At 39.1% G+C, this 25,932-nt stretch carries 21 protein-coding genes; 1 reads left to right on the top strand and 20 read right to left on the bottom strand.

Features of this window, described 5'->3' with window-relative positions; translation table 11 throughout:
- Positions 1–226: 226 nt before the first annotated feature.
- From MOQ65_RS08700 to MOQ65_RS08605, 20 genes are all read right to left on the bottom strand, one after another.
- Positions 227–1,687 (bottom strand): TolC family protein, encoded by a 1,461-nt coding sequence (locus tag MOQ65_RS08700; protein ID WP_257847308.1) that lies wholly within the window; start codon positions 1,685–1,687, stop codon positions 227–229.
- 42 nt (positions 1,688–1,729) lie between these two features.
- The gene (locus MOQ65_RS08695; RefSeq protein WP_257847307.1) at positions 1,730–2,989 is read right to left on the bottom strand and encodes an MlaD family protein; all 1,260 of its coding nucleotides are present in this window, start codon (positions 2,987–2,989) and stop codon (positions 1,730–1,732) included.
- Positions 2,989–3,747, bottom strand: coding sequence for an ABC transporter ATP-binding protein (locus tag MOQ65_RS08690; protein ID WP_257847306.1), 759 nt, complete (start codon positions 3,745–3,747; stop codon positions 2,989–2,991). Before MOQ65_RS08690 ends, MOQ65_RS08695 begins: the two co-directional genes overlap by 1 nt.
- Positions 3,748–3,767: 20 nt before the next feature.
- Entirely contained in the window at positions 3,768–4,529 is a 762-nt protein-coding gene (locus MOQ65_RS08685; protein ID WP_119206302.1) for an MlaE family ABC transporter permease, read from the bottom strand.
- 31 nt (positions 4,530–4,560) lie between these two features.
- Positions 4,561–6,543: a SpoIVB peptidase S55 domain-containing protein gene (locus MOQ65_RS08680; RefSeq protein ID WP_119206303.1), complete on the bottom strand. Its 1,983-nt coding sequence runs from the start codon at positions 6,541–6,543 to the stop codon at positions 4,561–4,563.
- Between the two features lie 12 nt (positions 6,544–6,555).
- The gene (locus MOQ65_RS08675; protein ID WP_005387253.1) at positions 6,556–6,840 is read right to left on the bottom strand and encodes a biotin/lipoyl-containing protein; all 285 of its coding nucleotides are present in this window, start codon (positions 6,838–6,840) and stop codon (positions 6,556–6,558) included.
- Between the two features lie 88 nt (positions 6,841–6,928).
- On the bottom strand, positions 6,929–8,272 hold the full coding sequence (locus MOQ65_RS08670) for a phosphodiester glycosidase family protein (protein ID WP_257847305.1): 1,344 nt from the start codon (positions 8,270–8,272) through the stop codon (positions 6,929–6,931).
- Positions 8,273–8,486: 214 nt separating this feature from the next.
- The gene (locus MOQ65_RS08665; protein ID WP_227720993.1) at positions 8,487–9,872 is read right to left on the bottom strand and encodes a rod shape-determining protein; all 1,386 of its coding nucleotides are present in this window, start codon (positions 9,870–9,872) and stop codon (positions 8,487–8,489) included.
- On the bottom strand, positions 9,853–11,118 hold the full coding sequence (murA, locus tag MOQ65_RS08660; protein ID WP_105086170.1) for a UDP-N-acetylglucosamine 1-carboxyvinyltransferase: 1,266 nt from the start codon (positions 11,116–11,118) through the stop codon (positions 9,853–9,855). The genes MOQ65_RS08665 and murA overlap by 20 nt, the downstream gene beginning before the upstream one ends.
- A 219-nt stretch (positions 11,119–11,337) precedes the next feature.
- Entirely contained in the window at positions 11,338–12,300 is a 963-nt protein-coding gene (glpX, locus tag MOQ65_RS08655) for a class II fructose-bisphosphatase (RefSeq protein WP_005387249.1), read from the bottom strand.
- A 66-nt stretch (positions 12,301–12,366) separates the two neighbouring features.
- Complete coding sequence (gene fsa / locus MOQ65_RS08650; RefSeq protein ID WP_005387248.1) at positions 12,367–13,011, bottom strand: fructose-6-phosphate aldolase; 645 nt, start codon at positions 13,009–13,011, stop codon at positions 12,367–12,369.
- A gap of 13 nt (positions 13,012–13,024) precedes the next feature.
- Positions 13,025–14,305, bottom strand: coding sequence for a serine--tRNA ligase (gene serS / locus MOQ65_RS08645; RefSeq protein ID WP_105086167.1), 1,281 nt, complete (start codon positions 14,303–14,305; stop codon positions 13,025–13,027).
- A 124-nt stretch (positions 14,306–14,429) separates the two neighbouring features.
- Positions 14,430–15,383: a cation diffusion facilitator family transporter gene (locus MOQ65_RS08640; protein WP_195186366.1), complete on the bottom strand. Its 954-nt coding sequence runs from the start codon at positions 15,381–15,383 to the stop codon at positions 14,430–14,432.
- A 166-nt stretch (positions 15,384–15,549) separates the two neighbouring features.
- Positions 15,550–16,830, bottom strand: a complete 1,281-nt coding sequence (gene guaD / locus MOQ65_RS08635; RefSeq protein ID WP_257847303.1) for a guanine deaminase — start codon at positions 16,828–16,830, stop codon at positions 15,550–15,552.
- Positions 16,831–16,892: 62 nt separating this feature from the next.
- The gene (gene speC, locus MOQ65_RS08630; protein ID WP_257847302.1) at positions 16,893–19,061 is read right to left on the bottom strand and encodes an ornithine decarboxylase; all 2,169 of its coding nucleotides are present in this window, start codon (positions 19,059–19,061) and stop codon (positions 16,893–16,895) included.
- 168 nt (positions 19,062–19,229) lie between these two features.
- Positions 19,230–20,753 (bottom strand): lysine--tRNA ligase, encoded by a 1,524-nt coding sequence (gene lysS / locus MOQ65_RS08625; protein WP_105086163.1) that lies wholly within the window; start codon positions 20,751–20,753, stop codon positions 19,230–19,232.
- A gap of 29 nt (positions 20,754–20,782) precedes the next feature.
- On the bottom strand, positions 20,783–21,256 hold the full coding sequence (gene greA / locus MOQ65_RS08620; RefSeq protein WP_105090289.1) for a transcription elongation factor GreA: 474 nt from the start codon (positions 21,254–21,256) through the stop codon (positions 20,783–20,785).
- 126 nt (positions 21,257–21,382) lie between these two features.
- Positions 21,383–22,369, bottom strand: a complete 987-nt coding sequence (gene dusB / locus MOQ65_RS08615) for a tRNA dihydrouridine synthase DusB (RefSeq protein WP_105094753.1) — start codon at positions 22,367–22,369, stop codon at positions 21,383–21,385.
- 88 nt (positions 22,370–22,457) lie between these two features.
- Complete coding sequence (locus tag MOQ65_RS08610; protein WP_119206313.1) at positions 22,458–23,225, bottom strand: type III pantothenate kinase; 768 nt, start codon at positions 23,223–23,225, stop codon at positions 22,458–22,460.
- A gap of 9 nt (positions 23,226–23,234) precedes the next feature.
- A complete protein-coding gene (locus MOQ65_RS08605; protein WP_105090286.1) occupies positions 23,235–24,209 on the bottom strand; it encodes a biotin--[acetyl-CoA-carboxylase] ligase in 975 nt (324 codons plus the stop codon).
- A 171-nt stretch (positions 24,210–24,380) separates the two neighbouring features.
- On the opposite strand from MOQ65_RS08605, the gene MOQ65_RS08600 reads away from it, so the two are divergent.
- Positions 24,381–25,724 carry a threonine/serine exporter family protein gene (locus tag MOQ65_RS08600; protein WP_257847301.1) on the top strand — a complete coding sequence of 448 codons (1,344 nt, stop codon included), beginning with the start codon at positions 24,381–24,383 and terminating at the stop codon, positions 25,722–25,724.
- The last annotated feature ends 208 nt before the right edge of the window (positions 25,725–25,932 follow it).

The raw sequence follows: 25,932 nt of genomic DNA, 5'->3' as shown, positions 1-25,932 counted from the left end.
AAATAAATATATATACTAATCTTACCACACACACAGTAATAACTATAGTATTTTAAGGGTAAATTTTATAAAACTAATATATTTTTTTACTAATCATTTTCTACAATAACTACAGATAAAATTATTTAAACATTACCATAACATAAAAATGAAAATATACAATGAATCTACGCTCTATAAATCTATAAAAAAAAAGACGACCGAAGTCGTCTTTTTTAGTATCCAATTATTGATTACCACCAAGTTGTGCTAGTTGTTCAGCTGCACCACTGTTTGCAATAATTCCTGCGCCTTGTCCAACTGGAGTATTCAATGGAACACCTGTCAATTGTTCAAGAGCTGCAATGCTAATATTGTAATTATAAAGAGCTTGTACATAGTTATTACGAGCATCTGTTAATTTAGTTTCCGCATCGAGTACATCAAGGTTTGTACCAACACCTGCACGATAACGAAGTGTAGCAATGCGGAAGCTTTCTTGACCTTGAGCAACTGCAGTTTGAGTGCTTTGAATTGTTTGCTCTGCAGACCGCAAGTTCAAGTATGCTTTTTGTACGGCTAATAATACAGCATCAACAGTAGCTAAATTAGCTTCTTTAGCTTGTTCAAGTTGTGCATTTGCTTTTTTAATAGCATTTTGTGTAGCACCGCCGTCCCATAAACTCCAGGATGCAGTAGCACCTACACTCCAAGATTTTGTACTTGTTCCAAAGTAACCATCTGGATCAGCATAGCCACGACCTGCTTTTACTGCCACAGTTGGTAAATAACCAGATTTAGCAGATTTTACAGCTTCTTCTGCAGATTTTACATCAAGGGCAGATTTTACAAGAGCAGAACGATGAAGTAAAGCATATGCTTTAGCTTGTTCCAATGTAATATTATAAGGTTTATATTGTAAATCATGTTCTGCCGTATTAATAGCTGTTTGTACAGGATATGCAATGACTTGATTTAAACTTGCTTCTGCTAAATTTGCAGCATTTTGAGCTTTAACAAGGCTCGTTTCAGAGTCAGCAAGATTTGTTTTAGCAGCCAACACATCAGAACTAGCTACCAAGCCAACATTATATTGAGCTTGCACATTTGTTACATGACCTTGGTAATCTTTAACAGCTTGTTGAGCCACATCAACAAGATTACGGTTCATGATCAAAGTATAGTACCCACTGATTGCATCGTATTTTGCTTGTTGCAATGCTTCTTCATAGCTAGCGCCAGTACCTTCACGTGTATAACGTGCAGAGTCAATACTTGCATCAAGTTGAGGATTAAATACAGGAGCACTAATGGAGAAGTTATGGCTACCGGATTTACCACGTCCAGTATCACCGCCTGTTTTTTGAGCAGACCACCCATAGCTAACACTAGGGTTCTTAGCTGCTGCTACTTGACTAACTGCAGATTTAGCAGCTTCATAACCCCATTTAGTTTGTTTTGCAGTACGGTTATTCGCCAATGCCAAATCTATAGTACGAGACTCATCGAGGTCCAATTTGCTCTCATATGTTTTGCTATCTTGAACAGATTTTTCAGCTAATTGCTTTTGTGTTAATTGAATAGCTTCTTTTTGATATTTGCTTAATTGGTCTCCATTATTAACGGAAGTTGTAACTACATCAGCAGCCATTGCACCTGTAGTAACCAAGGAGAGCATTACACCCAAGGATAAAACCTTTTTATTCATAATATGTACCTCCATACTCACCTAAAGTGAATGTATTAGTCTTTAAAATACTTGCTTGATACCAAAGTAGGTACCGCCATTCGTGGAACCGAACGGTCTGGTCATTTGAATAACCCCATAAGTATCTTTATGTAACCGTATGTCACTACGAATACGATATTTACGATTGTTAAGGTCATATACCGCTGCGGACAATGAAACAGGACCACGTAAATTATAGTCAACGCCAAGTCCTAATTCACTTTCAAAAATACCGCCACGTACTAGCCATTTAGAGCTAATGAATCGACCTGCATTTAAATCGAATTTAGTGCCATCACCGATATTGGAAAGGCCAAGCTCAGCCATACCTTTATCATTATAAGCACGAACGCGACCATTGATACGGAATTCATTATCTGTTGTGTTATACAACAGATCTACAGATGGTTCAACCTTAGGGGAAGACTTTTTTTCAGTTGTGCCAACCTCTACAATATTTCCATTTGTATCAGTTTGATACGCCTTACCACCCATCAATTTATTGATACGAGCAGAAATTTGTGCCGTATTATGTAATGTTTCCTTAATATTTTCTTGTGCTTTAGGATCTGTTACTGTAGATTCCATAGAACGAGCCATATTATCTACACGATCCGTAGTTTGTTTTAAATTAGTTAAAATAGCGCGCATATCATTGCCTGCATTACCATCTGCATTAAATTGTTGAGCAGCTTGATTTAGCTGTGCAGTTACATCAGCCATATTTTGTGTAATCGCTACAGCATTATCAGCCATCGTTGCAGTAGATTGCAGGGAGTGCTTAAGTGCATTTTGCGTTGCTGGATCACCAATAATATTATTGATAGATTGCAACATTTTTTCGGTGCCATCCATTAGTTTTTGAGCGCTTTGCATCGCTTTATCCATAGCGTCTGCACCTTCGCCCTTAACAGTGTCACCATCTTGTAAAAATACCTTAGATTGGCCTGGTGAAATTTGAATAAACTTATCACCTAAAAAACCATCTGATCCCAATGTGAACGTAGAGTCACTTGGAATTTGTGTTTTTTCATCAAGCTTCATTTTTACTACTACACCATGTGGTGTAATCTCTATATCAGAGACATTACCGATGGCCACACCTGAGTATTTAACTTGATTGCCATTTTTTAGGCCATTAACTTGAGCAAAATCACCGGTAATCGTCATTTGCGGTTTAGCCCATATATCAATGCGGCCTACAAACAGTATGCCCGCAATAAATAATGCTATACCTATTATCGTGAAAGCCCCTACCTTGGCCTCCGTTGTCCACTTCATTATACATCTCCCATCGCAGATACATTAATTGGTTCTGCTTCACCATGAATAAACTGTTGTACCTTTTTATTTGTAGAATTCTTAAAGTCTATTGTATCAGAAATTTCCACAAATTTCCCCTTATCAAGTAAGGCTATGCGATCAGCTACATAAAATGCAGATTGCATATCATGCGTTACTACAATAGAGGTACAACCAAGCCGTTGTTGCATTCCCTTAATGAGCATACTAATCGTACCGGATGTAATAGGATCCAAACCGGATGAAGGTTCATCATAGAGAATTAAGCTTGGATCTAGCGCTATGGCGCGAGCTAAACTAACGCGCTTTTTCATACCGCCAGACAATTCGTTAGGCATATAGGATTCATACCCTTTCAAACCGACCCAATCTAGTCGCTCTGCTACAATGCGTCGTATCTCATCATCCCCCAAGTCCGTATGCTGACGCAAACCAAAGGCCACGTTTTCGCCTACCGACATAGAATCAAACAGAGCAGAGTATTGGAATACCATCCCCATTTTTCTTCGTACTGTATTAAATTCATCTTCAGATAATGTTGTAATATCTGTGCCATCTACAATGATCTGTCCCGATGTAGGGCGCTGTAAGCCAATTAATAATCGAAGCAAGGTACTTTTACCACTGCCACTACCACCTAATATGACTAACGTCTCCCCATCATCAATGGTGAGATTAATGGAGTCTAAAATCACACGTGACTCATAGGCAACTACAACATTGCGTAGTTCTATCATAAATCCCTCTAATGTATCTACTAATATAACAAGGTAGATAAAAAGTAATTTAATACAAATACTAAAATGATACTAGTTACTACTGAACTAGTTGTGGAGAAGCCAACTGCTTCAGCGCCCATTTTAGTTTCCATCCCCTTGTAAGCACCTACCAATGCGATGACAGCACCAAATACGCTAGATTTCAAAAGACCTAGTGTAAAGTCTGAAATGGTAGAAAACATTTGAATAGAATCTAAATAAGTACTTGGCGCCAGACCTTTGATAGCAGTAGCTACAAAGTAACCACCTGCAATACCAATGACTACACCATAAAATGCCAAAATAGGCACCATAATCATACATGCTACTACACGAGGTACCACGAGGTAACCAACAGGATCGACAGCCATAACACGTAGCGCATCAATTTGTTCAGTTACCTTCATTGTACCAATTTCAGCCGTGATAGCGGCGCCAACACGGCCGGCCAGTACAACCCCTACTAAAATAGGCCCTAACTCACGACCCATAGCAACAGCCATAAGACCACCCACAGTGCTTTGAGCTCCATATGTAATTAATACATCTGTAATCTGTAAGGTCATAACCGCTCCTGCAAATAGTAGCGTTAAGCTAATAATCGGCAATGAATCTACACCTAGGTGAGCCATCTGCTGGAATACATGCCACAGATTAATCATTTTCAGTTGTTTTATTGTTTGCCACACTAATAATGTAGCACTACCCATCTGTGATAGGCCGTGTATTACAACACGACCTATCGATTCAAGCCAATTCAACAGTCTAGCCCTTTCCCCTTACATTTTCAGCTTATTCAGCTGCATTAGTATCATTTACTTTAGATTCATCCTTTTTATCAGGTGTTTTTGTGTCTTGTTTATCAGACTTTTTCACATCTTTTTTACTGGATTTATCCTTTTTTGATTGGTCTTCCAACTCTAATTTATGTTCCATCTTGATTTGATTTTTAACTTCTTTTACGCGTTTAGCTAGTGCTTTATCACGATCAGCTGGCTTCATAACATGAATTGTAAATTGACCATCACCTTGAACGATGTACTCTGTATCAATAGCAGTCTTTTCGATTTGATTATCATCATCCTTATTGGAACCCAAATCTTCTTGACCAATTTTTTTCTTTACATCCCCTGGCATAGGTTTTGATTCCACATCTTTAAGTTTCGCTTTTTTAACAGATTTAGAACCATCTTCATCAACAAGGCTAATGCCATCTTCTAAAAACTCTACAACGATTTGATTATTCGTATCAGTCTTTTGAATTTCATCATAAAGCTCATCAAAATCTTTGTGAACTTTTAATCGACGTAAGATTTCATCAGTTAAATTGTATTTTTGTTTTTCTAATACATAAGGTAATGGGATTTCACCGCCCCCACGCACCTCTAAGGTATACTGACCAACAGCTTGATCTTCAGGAACTTTAAAGAAGATTTGTTTAACAACTTTCTCCCCGCGGAATGGCTCCAACGTTACATCTACAACGATTGTATCCCCAGGAGAAACAATGGTAGAAGATGCAGACGCATCAATAAGCTTTGCAGTTTTCTTATCTTGTGTTACTTCAGTTTCTACAGAGATATCAGAGATTTCATAATTAATGAAGCGGTTATTCATAAGAACATCGATAACATTGTAGAACTCATCAACAGCCTTCTCTGAGATAGAGTCAGAACTATAGAACATATTAGTTCGTGTTAACGGTTTATGTTCTTTACCTCTTGGAGTAATAGTATAAGAAATTGTAGCTGTACCAGCGCCACTACGATCTAATGTTTTATTCAACATATTATATAGAGATGTAGCCGCTAAAGTCGGTGTCATTTCACTATCTTCAATGACCTTAACAGAGCTAGTTTTATCACGTCCCATATCAAGGTCTTTCAAATGGAATCGCATAGGGATCCCTGGAGAAATCACACCAGAAACACCTGCAATACCAGCACCTCTATCTTCAGTTACAGAGCCAACTTCCTTGCCCATAGAGCCCAATTTGAAAGCAGCATCATAACTTTTAACTACTGTAAAGATGCTTGCATTATGCATGAAGTAGTTTGAGGAGCCATGTTTTAAGAATGGATGACCAAAGGCAACAATCTTTTCCCCATCTACATAGGTAACAGTACCAATGGCCCCCAGTTTTAGGTCACCATCAACTAGTAATGCTGCTACAGAACCACCGGCTTCTAGAGGTTTAGCAATTTCATCACCACTAGCACTAGCCGTATCATATGTTTCATATTTATATTGTGGCAACTTGGATTTGAAGTAATCCATGGATGCTGCATCAAAGCCATAAGCCATAAGTGGCGTGCCAAGAGGGATCAACTGTTTATCGTCCCATGGTTTGGATAAGTTCTTCTCATATGGAATATTCCATAATTTCACCATATCCTCGATAGGGGTAATCATCCCAATCGTACCATCTGCAAAGCCCCAGCCATAAGCAACAGCACCAACGAGCTTACCATTTATATATACAGGACTACCACTCATGCCATGAGCGATGCCGCCTGTTTTTTCCATAACAGGACCAGAGAACTTCGCTAAAATAAGATGACCAGATGGTCCCTTATCCTTCATGACACCCAGTACCTTTACATCAAAGGTAGAAATGGTATCTCCTACAATTACAGTTTTTGCAATGCCTTCCATACCTGTAGTTACATCATTGACAGGCATGAAATCAACAGCCTGTGCAGCTGTAAGTGAAGTACAGAAGAAAAGCGCCAGTATCGCTTTTCTATACCGACGCCAAGAATGAGAAAACTTCATTCCTTCTCTCCTTTATTTACTTTCTACTGTGACAACGATTTGATCACGAGAAACGTCTGAGCCCACTGTAACATTAACCGCCGTTACAGTACCAGTTACAGTAGATTTAGCAGCAGCCATAGGGCCAGCCAATGTCTCTACAGTTACCAATGTTTGACCTTCTGTTACAGCAGAGCCAACAGAAACTGTAGAAGCAACTTTACCTGTTAATACACTTTGGTATGATACAGGGGCCGCCATTACAGAGCTAACACTTAAAATGCCTAAAGCAGCTAAGGCCAACACTACTCTTTTCATAACGATCCCTCCTTTTACAAAATTAGTTATGTATTTATAGTATACTAAATTATTACTAATATTTCAAACAAAATTGTATGCAACGAATTCATTTTATAATTACAATATCCTCATAGGTCGTAGGATTTGGAGTAGCTTTATGTACGTACGTATCATTAACCACCAAATCAACACTACCTTGATTTGATAATTCAGCACCATCTACGACGCCTAGCTTAGATAACAGTTTGGCCCCTTCTTGTTGTGTGACCCCTACGGATTGAAGGCCTGCTTTATCAACAGTGAGGACCACTAAATTATGATCTTTTGTAGTTCCTATGAAACTACGAGCTTTATTATGAGTCCCATCAGCACCTACATAATTGCCATTCTTCAATACCATAGTACCCGCTTGTAGCGCTGCACCACCAGTGGTGCTAACTTGTGCTAACTCCGGTCTATTTTGAATCGTAATCGGTGTGCCCACTTTTAATTTACGCAGTGCATCTCTTGATTCTCCATGCCCAGATAATACATATTGGTTTTCTCCAATTTTAGAATTTCCTTTTTGACCACTAATGACCTTACCATTGGCTACAGTCACTTCATAGCCGAAGTCATTAGTTTTTGTAGAAGGCCCATAAGCTGATGTATATAGGGTCAAGGCATTTTCTTTACGTCCTGTATTAACAGATGTAATTAGGAAGGTATCTTTTTGTGTTTTAGCTTGTAATAAGGGTCTCTTTTCCTCAATAAAATAGCCCCGATTTGGTGTATATCGCAAGGTGCCACGATTAGAAATACGCTCTAAATCAATCGTTCCATCACTAGCTACTGAATAAGGACGATCAAAACTTCCGCCCTTTACCTTTGCTCCAATGATGGCAGTATGTGATTGAATCACAGATGATAAGGTTTTTCCTTCTGGAACATGGGCTACTACCATAGGTGAATCATTATCAACAGATAACGCAAAGGCTTGAATCTTACCTTCTGCTACAGTGTTATTAATCCTGCTATACGTAACGGATTTATTTACATCTTTTGTTGTTTGTTGAGCATAGCCAGAAAATAAATCCACTACAATACGCGATGGCTTTTCCAATGTAAACTCATGATGTTGTACATCCTTATTAGCCGTCAAGGTTACTTGTAAAGCACCATTAACAGGTTGTAAGCCAATACCTTTTAAAACACCTGTTTTCGTGTTATTTTGAGCTACAGGTCCAGTCAATCCATTTGTCGTACCACCCAGGTTAAGGGTAAGAGCATGTGTAGACTCATTATAAGATTTAGTCCAAGATACAGGCATTTCAGACACATCTAATACGATTCGACTTGTACCTTCGTGATTAGATACACGTACGCCGGTTAAATTTCCAGCTTCCGCATAAGGTATTGTGCTGCCTAGAAAGCCTAACACAGCAAAAGTCATATATAAATATCGTTTCATTTACAATTCCTCTATAGCGATAACCTATATTAATAGATCTATATTCATACATCAATTTTATACAATATACTTTTACTATAGTATACATCATATAGATGAAAATTACAAAAAGGATGCACTAAAAAAGAAGTTACTATCTACCGTCGTTCCATTTTTAATGGCCTATCTATAAATAGTAACTTCCTCAAATTTTACATTATTTCAATGAAATATTTTATTGTAATTCATCCAATGTATCGCGCAATTGTGACATTTCATCAAGAGCTTTTGCAACCCCTTTAATAACAGCATATCGCGGAGACTCAACTAAATAAGATGCAATACCAACAGAACGTGTAATAACACGATCTAAACCATCGATGAGAGCACCGCCACCTGTCAAAATGATACCATGATCATTAATGGCTGCTACAAGTTCTGGAGGTGTTTTTTCTAAAATCGATTTAATGCCTTCTAAAATATTCATCACTTGCGCCTCTAAGGCACGTTGAATTTCTAAGGAATTAACAGCAACCATCTTAGGTAGTCCAGAGCTGGCATCACGCCCTCTAACCTCTATAGTTCGTTCTTTAGCACGTCGATCTACGGTACCAACAGAAATCTTTATCTTTTCTGCTGTTAAAGGTCCAATAACAAGTCGCTTTTTACGACGTATATAGCGAATAATAGATTCATTGAAGGAATCTCCTCCAATGCGAAGGGATTCACTCACAACAACGCCAGTATCACAAAGAACGGCAATATCAGTAGTACCGCCACCTACATCGACAACCATAGCTCCAACTTGGTCAGCATCATTGAGACCTGTACCCATAGCAGCTGCTAATGGTTCCTCTATAAGAACAGTCTTTTTAGCGCCTGTTCTAAGTAAAGCCTCTAAAATAGCACGTTTTTCAACAGGCGTAATTCCAGATGGCACACATACAATAATACGCGTTTTCATCAATCTAGAAGCAGGCACAACGGAACGAATAAAGTATTTTAACATAAATTCGGTCATATCGTAATCTGCGATAACACCCGCTTGAACAGGACGAATAACAGATATGCCTTTAGGTGTACGTCCTATCATAGTACGTGCAGCTTCGCCTAAGGCAAGAATATCCCCTGTTTTATCATCTTTCGCAATATAAGCTGGCTCATCTAAGACTAAGCCCTTACCTTTAGCGAAAATAAGAATATTCGCAGTTCCTAAGTCGATGCCCAAGTCAAAGTTTAATGAACGATTTAATCGTCCCATTAAATCGCCCACCTGCTCAGGACGAACTAGGCGCTTCAAGGTCATAGCTGGTGTAGTTTTTGCAATAGCTACAGTCTCACGATTACGACGTTCCACACGGCGCATCTTCGTGACTCTAACCATAGCTTCACGCATATTGGAAGCTAAATGGCTAGCTTGCTTTGCTACGCCCTCAGAAAGCTTTGTGGACTTGCGTTTTGTCCTACGCAATGGCTTTCGATTAGTGCTAGTTTTAGCATTCTCCACCTTAGCAGCGCCTAGATTTTGTTGCTCGTTGTATAAAGCCGGCCCTTTTGAGCGCCGGCTTCGTTTCTTTTTATTCTGTTTTGGCTCTGTACTTTTATTCGTCAACCCGAACAATATCAGCACCTAACCTTTGCAATTTACCTACGAAATCATCATAACCACGATCGATATGATGTAAACGACCAACTTCTGTTCTACCTTCTGCAGTCAATGCAGCACAAACAAGAGCCGCACCTGCACGCAAGTCTGTAGCATTAACTACAGCACCATGTAAGCGTGGCATACCTTCTACAATCGCTTGACGATTGTCGATATCGATATGAGCACCCATTTTGCGAAGTTCAGCAACATGCATAAAGCGGTTTTCAAATACAGTTTCTGTTACTGTACTTGTGCCTTCAGCGATTGTAGTAAGCGCCATAAATTGAGCTTGCATATCTGTTGGGAAGCCTGGGTATGGTAACGTTTTGATATCAACAGCTTTGATACCTTTACCAGTGCTGATAACGCGAATGCCATCAATTTCTTCCTCTACAGTAACGCCAGCTTCTTTTAATTTAGCTACTACTGGTTTCAAATGTTCAGGCAATGCATTTTCTACAAATACGTCACCACCAGCCATAGCAGCTGCAATCAAGTATGTACCAGCTTCGATACGGTCAGGAATAACCGTATGAATTGCACCATGTAATTGAGGCACACCTTCAATGCGAATTACATTAGTACCAGCACCGCGGATATTAGCGCCCATTGCATTTAAGAATGTCGCTAAATCAACGATTTCAGGTTCTTCCGCAGCATTTTCGATAACAGTTTTACCTTCCGCCATAGAAGCGGCCATAATTACATTTTCTGTAGCCCCTACACTTGGGAAATCCAAGTAGATTTGAGTGCCTTTAAGGCCTTCTGGAGCATGTGCATATACATAATCTTCAGTAATTTCAATTTTAGCACCTAGTGCTTCGAAAGCTTTTAGGTGAAGATCAATAGGACGTGCACCAATCGCACAACCACCTGGCATGGAGATTTTAGCCTCCCCTTTACGCGCCAAAAGTGGACCCATTACGAGGAAAGATGCACGCATTTTGCGTACAAGCTCATAAGGAGCTTCCGTAGCAGTCAATGTAGACGCATCGAAAATAATTTCATCATCTGCTTTATTACGAGTAATTTTAACCCCCAAAGACTCGATAACTTGGCAAATTGTACCTACATCTTCCAAATTTGGAATTTCAAGTAATTTACTAGGTGTTGATGCTAGCAAAGTACCGGCAATAATAGGGAGTACCGCATTTTTAGCACTACTAACACGTACACGGCCTTCCAACCGGTTGCCACCTTGAATGATTAGCTTTTCCAACAGAATTCCTCCTACACTTTATATCGATCATCTTGTATGAACTACAAGACGTTGTATTTATAACGTCATATACTAAATGTTATTATACTATTTTTCGATATATCTCATCAAGAGACTGTGAGAAAATACTGAGAAAAAAAGCCCCTCATTTTTGATATGTACCCCTTTGCTGGACAACCGGTAAAGGGGGTACATATCAAATGAGGGGCTTAATTATTTTTATTTTGCTTTTAAGGATTTTAGTTTCTCATCCATATGCACTGTATCTAAGAAACGAACAGTACCTGTTTTAGAACGCATTACGATAGTATGTGTACGCGCACCACCAGGGAAGTATTGAATAGCATTCAATAAGTTACCGCGAGTAATAGCAGTAGCCGCAAAGATAACATCATCTGTACGAACTAAATCATCCAATGTAAGTACTTGATTTACATCGGTAATACCCATTTCATGACAACGACGAATTTCTTCTTCTGTTTCTGGTTTCAAGCGCGCTTGCATATCGCCACCTACGCATTTTAAAGCTGCTGCAGCCAATACGCCTTCTGGTGCACCACCAGTACCAACAACCATGTGCACACCAGAACCTTCGATACAACATTCCATAGCTGGGTTAACATCGCCATCAGAAATTAACATAATACGTGCGCCAAGATCACGCGCTTCTTTCATCAAACCATGATGACGCTCACGATCAAGCATTACAAGTGTAATTTCATCAACATTGCGATTCATTTTTGCAGCTACATTTTTAATATTTTCAGTTAAAGATTTTGTAATATCGATAGCACCTGCACCACGAGGACCAACACAAAGTTTTTCCATGTACATATCTGGCGCATGTAACAAGCCACCTTTTTCAGCAATAGCCATAACTGCAATCGCACCATTTTGGCCTTTTGCAATCAAGTTTGTGCCTTCAATAGGGTCAACTGCGATGTCTACTTCTGGGCCACCCGCACCTACATGTTCACCAATGTAAAGCATAGGTGCTTCATCGATTTCGCCTTCGCCAATAACAACTGTACCAGAAATACGAACAGAGTCAAATGCTTGACGCATTGCGTCTACAGCAAGACCATCCGCTGCATCCTTTTGACCGCGACCAAGTAAACGACCACTGCGCAAAGCAGCCGCTTCAACGACACGAGCAAATTCCAAAGATAATGTACGATCCATAATAGGCCTCCTTATAAGTCCTGTGTGTATTGTAATATGACCCTTACATCGAGCCGAATACTTAACTTATTGATTAGCTTGTTTCCAATCTGCCATAAATTTTTCAAGCCCTGCATCTGTTAGTGGATGTTTCATAGCTTGCATAAGCACTTTAAATGGCACAGTTGCAATATGAGCACCAGCTTTTGCACATTGAATGATATGCAATGGTGTTCTCACACTAGCCGCAATAATTTCAGTTTCAATGCCATGAATAGCAAATATATCTGCAATATCTTGAATCAATGTAAGACCATCCATACTGATATCATCAATACGGCCAACAAATGGGCTCACATAGGTAGCACCTGCACGAGCTGCTAATAAGGCTTGGTTGGCAGAGAAGATTAAGGTTACATTAGTTTTAATGCCTTCTTTGCTTAGAACTGCAACAGCTTTAAGACCTTCTGGAGTCATAGGCACTTTAATAACTACATTAGAGCCTAATTTTACAAGCTCATGAGCTTCCCCGATCATACCTTCTGCATCAGAAGCAATAACCTCTGCACTCACAGGACCCTCTACCAAATTAGCGATTTCAGAAATAACTTGTTTTAAATCGCGTTTAGCTTTCACGATAAGGGATGGATTAGTAGTAACACCATCGATAAAACCAAAAGCATACGCCTCTTTAATCTCATCAAATTCTGCTGTATCAATAAAGAACTTCATAGAATGCCCCCTCTTATTTTCCAGCCTTAATTACTTCTACGCCGCCCATGTAAGGTACAAGTACTTTAGGAATCACAACAGAGCCATCAGCTTGTTGATAGTTTTCCAAGATAGCTGCTACTGTACGACCTACAGCAAGACCAGAGCCATTTAATGTATGAACGAATTCTGGTTTACCTTTAGGACCACGACGGAATTTAATGTTTGCACGACGAGCTTGGAAATCAGTCATATTAGAACAAGAAGAAATCTCTCTATACTTGCCTTGAGCTGGCATCCATACCTCTACATCATATGTTTTAGCAGAACCAAAGCCAATATCCCCTGTACAAAGTGTAATTACACGGAATGGCAACTCCAATAAGCGCAATACTTCTTCTGCATTATCAGTCAATGTTTCTAATTCTTTGTAAGAATCTTCAGGTTTAGCTAATTTAACCATTTCAACTTTGTTGAATTGATGTTGACGGATAAGACCACGAGTATCACGACCTGCAGACCCTGCTTCAGCACGGAAGCATGCAGTAAATGCAGTATAATATTTTGGCAATTCCTCTTCGCTCAAGATTTCGCCACTGTGATAGTTAGTCAATGTAACCTCTGCGGTAGGAATCAAGAAATATTCAGTATCTTCTACATGGTACATATCTTCAGCAAATTTAGGTAATTGACCAGTACCTGTCAAAGTTTCACGCGTTACCATGTATGGAGTCATCATTTCAGTGTAGCCTTGTTTATCTACATGAAGATCAACCATGAAGTTAATGAGAGCACGTTCTAAACGAGCACCCAAGCCTTTATATACAGTGAAACGAGCACCGCTCATTTTACCAGCGCGATTGAAATCAAGAATGTCCAGATTTTCACCTAAATCCCAATGAGCTTGTACATCAAAGTCGAATTGACGTGGTTCGCCCCATTTGCGTTGTTCTACATTTTCATCTTCATCAGCACCAACAGGAACAGATGCATCACACATGTTTGGCAACATCAATGCCGCATCACGTAATTTTGCTTCTACATCGCGAATACGATTATCAAGCTCAGCAATATCATCGCCTACTTTTTTCATTTCTGCGATTTTATCATCCGCATTTTCTTTATTGCGTTTTAATTGGCTAATCTCTTCAGTTACAGAGTTGCGAAGAGCTTTTAACTCCTCTACTTTACCAATCAACTGACGACGTTCATCATAAGCGGATACAAAGGTTTCCAAATCGCCTTTCGTGTGACGATTATCTAAGTTTTGTTGCACTAAATCAATATTTTCACGGACAAATTTCAAGTCTAACATGCTATAAACCTCATCTTCCAACTATGCTACGAACAATATATTCAATACGTTTAAGTATACCATATATTGGTGTATTTATCATTAAATTATAAGATATCTACTAGTTTTGTCGCTAATTTTTATGCTATTCATCATCATCTTCTTCTAGTAAATAATCTTTTGCCATCCATTTTCGAGTGCCTGTGAAAGAAATGGTAACCCATTTTTCCGTTGGATTCCCTCCGATTTCTTGGTCAATTTCATTGCGAATCGCATCGATTTCAGCAATCGTTTGATACGGAAAATTCTTGCGAACTAAAATATCAATTTCAATAATTCGAGTGTTGCCATATACTTGTACGCTAGAAACATAATCCTTGAAATTGTACTTTTCCATAAAGCGATCCATAATTTCCTGCACTTCATTATGTAATGAAGTTGGTGCCCACCCCAACACTTGTTTTACAGATGGGATGATAATGCGGAACGCAGACGGTATCATTTGCACCGCTAATACAACGAGAACAATGGGGTCAATATAAGCTGCCCAATCAGCATATTCAGTTCCTTCTAACATGATAGCCACGACGAAACTGATTAAGATAGCTGCTTCTAACAAAGCATCAACATACCAACTTACATTATCAAATTTAATTAAGTTGGACTGCAGACTCTTATTAATGCGACGCACATATAAGTAATATATTGTGTCCGCCACTGTAAAGAAGATAGCATAATAAATAGCGGGTCCAAAATCTACATGACGACCACCCGATATAAGATCTGTAATACCACTAGATAAGGCATAGATTACAATTAGTAATATAAAAAATCCTTCTACGGCCAATACCAAAGGTTCAAACTGCCAATATCCAAACTGAAAGCGCTTACTCGTTTCACGCGCTATTAATTTGGCGGTCATTAACATCATGATTTTAATAACAACATCGACAAAGGAAAATACACCATCTAATAAGACCGCACTAGAACCCGTGACAATCCCCATTATAGTACCGCTTACCGCTACTAGAGCCATCAGGCCAACGGATTGCATAAGTAACTTCTGCTCTATAGAGCGCCTTGCCCCTAATATATCCATCAAGTACCCCACTTTCTTAATTTATACATTATTTTATTATACACCAAGGGTATTGATGCGCAACATGAGGCCAAATCAAAACAGGTAGTTTGCCTTATATACAAACTACCTGTTATAAATAGTATTTAATTTTATTTTATATTCCCATGCTATTACATATCACATATTAACCTTGAGGATTAGGTACTATATGGCCAGCTACATAGCGCTCAACAATATGTCGATCATCACCAACATATAACCAACGTTCAAGCCGTTCCTCTAAGGTGCGTTCATTAGGGTCAAATAGTGATGTATCGTCAATGATAAGGGCATCTAAGTCACAACCTTTTTCAAAGCTACCAACCTTACCAAAGAACTTGCCGCCGCCCTTTGTAGCCATATAAAAGGCTTCACTTAATGTAAGTGGCGCATATGTTTGATCAACTTCTACCCATTTCATTTTTGACAATCCAATAGCTTCCGTAAGAACCTTCGCCATCGATACAATATGACCACCAGAAATATCGGAGCCCAAACCAATCGGTATATTCCGTTTCATTAGCTTACGAATTGGTGCAATACCACTTGATAGGTTTACATTAGAATATGGACAATGCGATACCATAGTTTGAGTTTCTGCCATACGATCCATTTCTACATCACTTAAATGAATGCAATGAGCCATTACTGTTGGCGTCCGCCCCATCAATTTGTGTTCATAATACACATCTGTATAGTTTGGTGACTCAGGATGTAAGGATGCAACCCAATCAATTTCACCGTGATTTTCAGATAAATGGGATTGAACTGGGACCTTGTACTCTTCTGATAATGTACCAAGGCCATCCATTAACTCGCTCGTGCAAGATGGTACAAAACGAGGGGTAATAATAGGTTTTACCATTGGACCAAATTGAGCCGATGCCTCTAACCAGTCTTTCGTATCCGCTAAAGATTGACTTGTTTCTTCAATCAAGAAATCTGGACTATTGCGGTCCATATTGACCTTGCCTACATAGGCAGATAATCCAGCTTTTTGTAAAAGTTCCATCAACACTAATGTGCTCTCTTTATGGATAGTGCCAAACAATATGCTTCTAGTAGTCCCATTGCGCCATAAGTCTTGTACAAAGGCACCATATACTAGCCGTGCATACTCTAGATCACTAAACTTTGCCTCTTCAGGAAATGTATAAGTTTCTAACCAAGGTAAAAGTTCTTTATCCATCCCAAGGCCACGATTACAATACTGTGGAGCATGTGCATGTGTATCTACAAAGCCTGGAATAATGAGATTATCACCATAATCAGTAACCTCACAATCTGCATAGGCTGGTGGAATACTTTCACCACAATATACGACTACACCATCTACGGCAATGATATAACCATGTTGAATCGATATAAATTCTGAAGGACGCGGTGTATATAATATATTTCCTTTTAAAATAAGTGTCGAATTCATATAACCTCCTTGCGTGATCAGAGCGTTGAAAGACTATGCCCAAATAACACGCTAGATTTTCTTTAATATTCTTTTTTCAATACATAGCCATAGGCTTGTTTATAGCCATTTGATTGTTCCGTAATGTATACACCTTGTATTTCCGGCGCAAAACCAGGCAGTTGATTAATACCTTCTTCTAAGGCTAAGAAATAGTCACACGCAGTCTTGGACCAACGCTCCCCTGGCTGCACACATATTACACCTGGCGGATACGGAAGAGCCCCTTCAAGAGCAATACGTCCTTCTGCTTCGATTAGCGGTACTAATTCGCCTTTATTTCGTTGGAACTCAAAATTTGCCTCTTGTGGATTCATTACATAGTCAGGGAAGTATTCACCCAAGAATAATCGCTGTTGCAAAAGACTTACATTTCTAGACTTATAAAAGTCATGCATTTCTTGGCATAACTGACGAATGTGGTAGCCTTTATATTTGTCTATATGACTATAGTAAATCGATGGCAACACCTCTTCCATCGGTACATCGCGATCTATGAGTTCTTCAAACCGAACGAGTTCCGCTACTAGCGCATCCATCTTACGCTTAGATTCTGCTGGTGTCATGAGGAATAAGATTGTATTTAAATCACATTTTTCAGGAATAATTCGATTTTCTCGTAAATAATTAGCAAGAATATTCGCAGGGATGCCAAACTCTTCATATTCTCCAGTTTCCACATCGATTCCCGGTGTAATCAGTTGAAATTTACATGGATCAATAAAATACTGTCCTTCACCATAGCCGTTAAAAGAATGCCACTTGGCTTCTGGCTCAAAAGCAAAATATTTTACATCACAAGCCATCTCATGGGTATTTCCCTCTTTCCATGGTTTACCATGAACAATTGGAGGTACTAAGGGGCGTAAATATTTACATTGTTTCAATACGGCTTTACGCGCATCAATAGCTACCTCAACACATTCACGCCATAATGTTTGTCCTAACTCGCCTTCATGAATTTTCGCATTAACATCAAGCGATGCAAATAATGGATAAAATGGAGATGTAGATGCATGCATCATAAAAGAGTTATTAAAACGTTTATGATCCACATAGCGTTCTTGTCCCTTTATATGACTGTCTTTTTTATGAATTTGGGATGTTTGTGAAAAGCCAGCTTGTTGCTTATGTACTGATTGAGTAACTAAAATGCCAGGGTCATTTGGGCCCAATCCTAACAACAATGGACTACAGTCTTTCATCATAGGAATAAACTGTTCATACCCAACCCAAGCAGAGTCAAAGAAAATATAGTCGCAAAGATGGCCTATTTTATCTACTACTTGCCGCGCATTATAAATCGTACCATCATAGGTTCCTAGTTGAATAACTGCTAGTCGAATGGGCCGTTTTGCATTTGCTTTTTCAGGTGATTTTTCTGCCACTAATTGACGTATATAACTTTCATCAAAGCAATGATCTAAAATACCGCCAATGGAGCCAAAGGGATTACGTGCTGTCTCAAGATATATAGGCGTAGCACCAGACATAACGAGGCCACCATGGCAGATAGATTTATGATTATTACGATCATATAAAATAATATCCCCCGGTGTTAAAAGAGCATTAAGCACTACCTTATTCGCAGAAGATGTACCATTCAATACAAAATAGGTTTTATCCGCATTGTAGACCTTAGCTGCATGTGCTTGAGCATCATACGCATAGCCTTCATGAATTAAGAGATCCCCTAATTTTACATCTGCATTGCAAAGATCAGCTCTAAATATATTCTCTCCAAAGAAATTGTAAAAGGCACGACCCGTAGGATGTTTATAGAAGAATTGGCCCCCTTGATGACCTGGACAGTCAAACTGTGAATTTTCATCCCCTACATAATCAGATAAAGCCCTGAAAAATGGTGGTAAAATAGATGCTTCATAGTTTGCTACAACTTTCTCTATCTCTGATGTACAGTCGTCGATACTCATAGATAAGAGCTCTATAATGGACGTGATACGATTTCTATAAAGAGATATATCTTTAGATGCATCAACTCTTAAGACAATAACAGGTATACCAAAGGAGCTAATTTGATTATTATTCACAAGATCTAGCTCACCATCATCGATAACAACGGCACCTACATCTGTAAAATCTGTTTCAAAAACGCCAACACATGTGCGTCCTGCTATGGATTTAATTTTGGATTGCACGGAATCAGATAAAGCAACCTTTAAATGTTTCACAGTCTTCTCCTTTCGTAACTAAATATCATAGTCAACATATACTTCAACACCACATGTAGAATAAATATAATATTCATAGAATACAATAATCATAAAACATAATATTCGTATCATATGACGAATAAAAAAGCTCCCTACTCAAAGAATAGGGAGCCTTTTGGTTTTAGATTATTCAGCTGCTTCTTCTTCAGCTTCAATATGCTTAGGAGCTTCTGGTTTCATCAATGGGAACAACAATACATCGCGGATGGATGCAGAGTCTGTTAAGAACATAACGAGACGGTCAATACCAACACCTAAACCTGCTGTTGGAGGTAAACCGTATTCAAGAGCTGTAACGAAGTCTTCATCCATACGGTGAGCTTCATCATCGCCAGCTTCGCGTTCTTTCAATTGATCCAAGAAACGTTGTTTTTGGTCGATTGGGTCATTTAACTCGGAGAAGCCATTTGCCAATTCACGACCATAAATGAACGCTTCAAAACGTTCTGTAGCCAATGGATTTTCACGACTTGCTTTCGCAAGTGGAGAAATTTCTTTTGGATGACCATATACGATAGTTGGTTGAATCAAGTTTTCTTCTACATAATCTTCGAAGCAAAGATTTAAGATTTTACCAATACCATCATTTTCTGTATATTCTACATTTAAACGATCTGCAATAGCACGAGCTTCTTCTACAGTAGTAACTGCATCAAAGTCTTCACCAGTGTATTTTTTTACACCTTCAGCCATTGTGATACGATTCCAAGGTGGAGTCAAATTGATTTCTGTACCTTGGTATGTGATTTCTTGTGTACCTAGAACCTCTTGAGCACAGTAGGACACAAGATTTTCTGTTAAGCGAATAGCATCCTCAACATCGCCATAAGCTTGGTAAGATTCGATAGTAGTGAATTCTGGATTATGACGGTTGTCGATACCTTCGTTACGGAAGCAACGGTTCATTTCGAATACGCGGTCCATACCACCAACGATCAAGCGTTTAAGGTATAATTCTGGTGCAATACGCATGTAAATATCGATATCAAGCGCATTGTGGTGAGTGATGAATGGACGAGCTGCAGCACCACCAGGAATAGCATGCATCATTGGTGTTTCTACTTCCATGAAACCATCACGCATCATGTATTCGCGAATTTTAGCAACGATTTGGGAACGTTTTACAAATGTATCACGCACTTCAGGATTTACAATCAAATCAACATAACGTTGACGGTAACGAAGTTCTGTATCCTTTAAACCATGCCATTTTTCTGGCAATGGACGTAAAGATTTAGATAACAAAGTTAATTTGTTAACTTTAATTGTAACTTCACCTGTATGAGTTTTAAATACATGACCTTCTACACCGATGATATCACCGATATCAAGCATTTTTACGTATTTATAAGCATCTTCGCCCAATACATCTTTACGGAAATATACTTGAATATCCCCAGATTTATCACGAATATTGGCAAATGCTGTTTTACCATGGGAACGGATTGTCATCAAACGCCCTGCAATAACTACAGGTTGACCATCATATTTCAAGAAGAAGTCATCTTTAATTTCTTTTGCATTATCTTTTACAACAAAACGTTGACCAAATGGATAGATGCCATCCGCTTCGTATTCAGCCAATTTGTCGCGGCGAATTTGCATTTGCTCATTCAGCTCTTCTTGTACATTTTTAATTTCTTCACTCATGTTATCGCCTCTTCGTCAGTAAATGTAAATTATTGGATTGCTAACACTTTGAATGTAACAGGACCATCTGGTGTGGAAACTTCTACTTCATCACCTTTACGTTTGCCCAAAATAGCTTTACCTACAGGAGATTCGTTAGAGATACGATTGTTGAATGGATCCGCTTCAGAGGAACCAACGATAACATATTCTAATTCATCATTGTACATTGTATCTAGTACCGTTACTTTACTACCTACGGATACAACATCACCTTTTACGGATTCGTCGATGATTTTCGCAGTGTTAATTTTATTTTCAAGCTCTACAATATGACCTTCGATGAAAGCTTGTTCATTTTTTGCATCATCATATTCAGAGTTTTCACTAATATCGCCATATTCAATAGCAGTCTTAATACGTTCAGACACTTCAATACGACGTACAGATTTATAATACGTTAATTCTTCTTCTAATTTCTTTAAACCGTCGGCGGTAAGTAATGTTTCTTTTACGTCTGCCATGGGTACCCCACTCTTTCTACATATAAATTAAATAAGAAAAAAGTGCCATAATAAGATGACACCTTATCTTTTATTTCTAAATTATCTCAACCATTATATAAAAATACTGTACATTTGTCAATCTGACTACATTTCAGACAATATTTTACGGTATGATTCTAGCTCATTGTGAAAGCTTGTTACAGTATGAATTGTATTCACACGATTACGCCAGTATGCTGATTCAGGGAGGCCCTTCATATACCAGCCTGCATGAGTTCGTATTTCCTTAACGGCCATACTTTCACCCTTATATTGACATAAGAGATCAAAATGCTTTAACAACATGTCGAGACGTTCAATATCGCTCGGCGCCGCCAATACTTCACCAGTCGCTAAATAGTGATGAATACGATTAAAGATCCATGGATTTCCCTGTGCACCACGGCCTACCATCACCGCATCACATCCTGTTTCATCGAGCATGCACTTTGCATCCTCTGGTTCCACTATATCCCCATTGCCCATAACGGGTACAGCCACGGCCTCTTTTACAGCCTTAATATAAGACCAATCAGCATGTCCACTGTACATTTGCTCCTTAGTACGGCCATGTACTGCAATAGCCGCCACACCTGTAGATTCGATGCGCTTAGCAAAGTCCACAACATTGATGGAATCACTATCCCAACCTATACGCATTTTCACGGTTACAGGCACATCCACAGCCTTAACCGCAGCCTCTGCTACGCGCGCGGCTAAGTCAGGATTCTTCATAAGCGCAGAGCCATCACCGGAGGAAACAACTTTTTTAACAGGACAGCCCATATTAATATCTACGATATCGGCACCTGCATCAGCTACGACCTTTGCACCAATGGCAATAGCCTCTGGATTAGAACCGAAGATTTGCATAGATACAGGCCGTTCTACCTCTTCAATACGCAACAATTCATGGGTGCGTTCATTTTTATATTTAATGCCCATAGCGCTGACCATTTCGGTGCAAACCAAGGCGGCCCCATGCTCTTTAGCAAGCAAACGATAAGCAATATCGCTGACCCCTGCCATTGGCGCTAATATGGCTTGTCCGTCAATTTTGACAGCTCCAATTTGCCATTGTTTATTATTCATATATATCCCCTAATAAAAAGGGTACAGCATAAGCTGTACCCGAATGTACACTACCTTGTTACATATTCGTAACTATATTATAGTAGCATTATTTATTTCTTTCGTAAATAAGGCGCAAACCTTCTAATGTAAGCATAGGTTCTACATGATCAATGCAGTCCGTAGCACTGCTAATGAGTTGTGCTAAACCGCCTGTAGCTACGACAGTTACATGATCACCCATTTCAGCTTTCATACGAGATACAAGGCCTTCCACTTGGCCTACATAACCATAGAACATACCCGCCTGCATAGAAGATACGGTATTACGGCAAATGACTTGACCTGGGTCTCTTACATCAATACGTGGTAATTTAGCAGCCCGTTGGAATAGAGCCTCTGCAGAAATGGTAACACCTGGTGAGATAACACCGCCCATATAATCGCCATTGCCTTTAACCGCACAATAGGTAGTAGCTGTACCAAAGTCAATAATGATTAAATCACCTTTATAACGCTCATGTGCTGCTACAGCATTTACGATACGGTCAGCACCTACTTCACGAGGATTATCATACTTAATGGCGATACCAGTCTTAGTGCCAGGCCCAACAATAAGAGGATTTACATTGAAATAACGTAAACATACGCGCTCTAATGTAGGCATCAATGGTGGCACAACTGAGGAAATGATGATATCTTTAATATCCTTCACATCAACCTTACGGTCATGGAAGAATAGGTTCATCATCAACATGCCATATTCATCGGTGGTCCGCACACGATCCGTGGAAATACGCCAGTGACCTACAAGCTCCGTCTTGTCGTATACACCGAGAACAATATTGGTGTTCCCCACATCAATTACTAATAACATGAATGCCTCCTATTTGCGCGGACGAATTGATACGTCCCCTGCCACAATACGTTTAACTGTCCCATCAGGGATTCTTACTAATAAGTTACCATCTTCATCAATATCTGTAGCTACCCCTTCATAGGTATTTCCTGGTGCTCTTACTTCAATTTCCTCACCAAGTGTTACCGATAATTGACGCCATTCATTGAGAGTTTCCTCAAAACCACTATCGAGGACTTCATAATATTGATGTTCTAAAGATTCTAATATAATTTTAAAAGCTTCCGTCCGTTCAATATCAATGCCTTCCATAGTTAAGGATGTAGCGATCAACTTCAATTCTTCCGGGAGCTCTTCTTGTTTAGTCTTTACATTGACACCTATGCCCATAACAATATAGGAAATTTCCTCCATAGAGCCAGACATTTCGGTCAAGATGCCAACTAGTTTACGACCATTCACAAGAATATCATTGGGCCATTTAATGCCTGCATCGGTGAGTCCCATTTTATGGAACGCTTTTGTTAAGGCTACGGCTGCCATCAATGTACATTTTGGTGCTTCTACAGGTGCAAAGTCAGGGCGCAAAATGAGACTAAACCATAGACCTTTCCCAAATGGAGAATACCAGCCCCGCGATAAACGACCTCGGCCAGCAGCCTGTTCCTCTGTTACAACAACAGTACCTTCTTCTGCACCTTGTTGTGCTAAGCGACGAGCTTCTAGGTTAGTAGATTCGGTAGTGTCCATATAGACATACCGTTTTCCAAATACATCTGTTTTTAAGATTTGCTTCATTGCTAATGGACTCAACAAATCAGGTTCCTCCAATAATCGATACCCCCTCTTGGTATAAGATTCTATTTTGTAGCCTTTTTGACGTAATGCCTTGATATGCTTCCAAATAGCTGTACGCGAAACATGACACGCTTCCGACATATCCTGTCCCGATACGAAACCACCTTGGTTTTGTCTCAAGAATTCTAATACTTCATCACGCATAGTTTAGAGCCCCTTTCTTTGTCAACCTAGGTTTACAATTCGATTGTACAAGTGTACCCTGTAAAATGCAAGGGTTATTTAAAAGAATTAATGGTATAATACATGTAGTATTAAGTTATACCTTATGCAAAAGATAACAATAGTATGGTCTATCATTATCTAGGGAGATATATGCAACAATTTACATTAGAAGAAAAAAATGAGGTTCTTGAGAACCCGTTTATTCATATTCATAGAAAGCTCGACGTCCTATTAAACATAGGCAAACTACTCATGGAATGTGGTGCCGATACAAATCGAATTATTGAAGAAATGCTTAAAGCCGCCACATTTATGGGTATTCCTCATGATTATTTAAATATACATATTTCCTATACTACGATTATGGTCAATTTACTGCATAAAGAACGATCTATTACCGTATTTAGAAAAACACCTGTCCATGTACCCAATATGGCCATGATCAATGCCGTATCTAAACTAACTTGGCGAGCCTTTGAACGACATTATTCACTTACAACTTATGAACAGTTAATTTCAAAATTAGATTCCACTATTCCAGTATATCCTGATTGGATAAAGGGTATTGCTTGTGCCCTCGGATCAGCAGGCCTTGCCTTTTTGTATAGTGGCGATATGATAGCTTTTATTGTAACTGTTATTTGTTCTCTAATCGGTTATTTTGGTCGTACCTTATCGGTACGCTTTGGTTGCAATGAATATGTAGGCATTGCAATTGGCGGCTTTGCCGCCATGGTTTCTGCCTATGGTTTCTATTCACATATTGAACAAGATTCGTTAGTTTACGTTCTTGTTTGTTGTACCTTATTTATGATACCTGGTGTACCGCTTATAAACTCCGTTATCGATACCATCAACAACCATATTTTATCGGGAATTACAAGAGCTATTAGAACGATCCTTATCGTTGGTAGCATGACCTTAGGCATGGCCATGGCATTATACTTTAGCCCTATGCCGGCCTTTAGCTTTGTAGATATTAAGCCTCATGTATTATCGATTGAGCAAATTATAGGGTCTTTTACAGCAGCCGCATCCTTTGCAGTACTATTTAACGCTCCTGTCCGATTACTAGTATCCATTGGCATTGGCGGTGTATTATGCGTATTTATCCGCAATTTATTAGCTGTTGAATTTGGCTTCTCCATTCCAGGTGCTACCTTTGTAGGCGCTGCTGTAATGAGCGTTATCTATGTAAAAGTTTCTACTTGGCTGAGAACATCTAGCACAATTATCATCGTCCCATCTGCCATAGCCTTAATGCCTGGTATTTTATATTACAGATTCCTCTTTGATATGCTTCATATCAACGCACTATCAGAGTCTGGTTTACTTCATATGGTCCAGAACGGTGTAACAGGCATCCTCACTATTGTAAGTATTGCGGTTGGTGTAGCAATTCCAAATGTACTGGCTCAAAAATATTTGAAAGCCCGAAAAGAGCGTAGAATTCAACAGTACTTGGCAACACGTCATATTAACGATGGCCAATAGCTAATCCTCACCAACTACATTACGAGCTTCACAATATAGATAGAATACTAAGTACTATAGCTAGTAATAGGTAATTATAATCAAAGGGTTATAGGACAAAACGTGTTGGTACTTTAATCCCAATCATTGAAAGATAATTTGTCATAGTTATGCAAATCACCCCAAGAAATGGCATCCCCCCAAGTTGGAATTATGCCTTGAAGTTGGG

Origin of the sequence: Veillonella faecalis (assembly GCF_024677885.1) — a bacterium.
Classification (GTDB): domain Bacteria; phylum Bacillota; class Negativicutes; order Veillonellales; family Veillonellaceae; genus Veillonella; species Veillonella nakazawae.
This window is presented reverse-complemented; position numbering and strand designations above follow the sequence as displayed.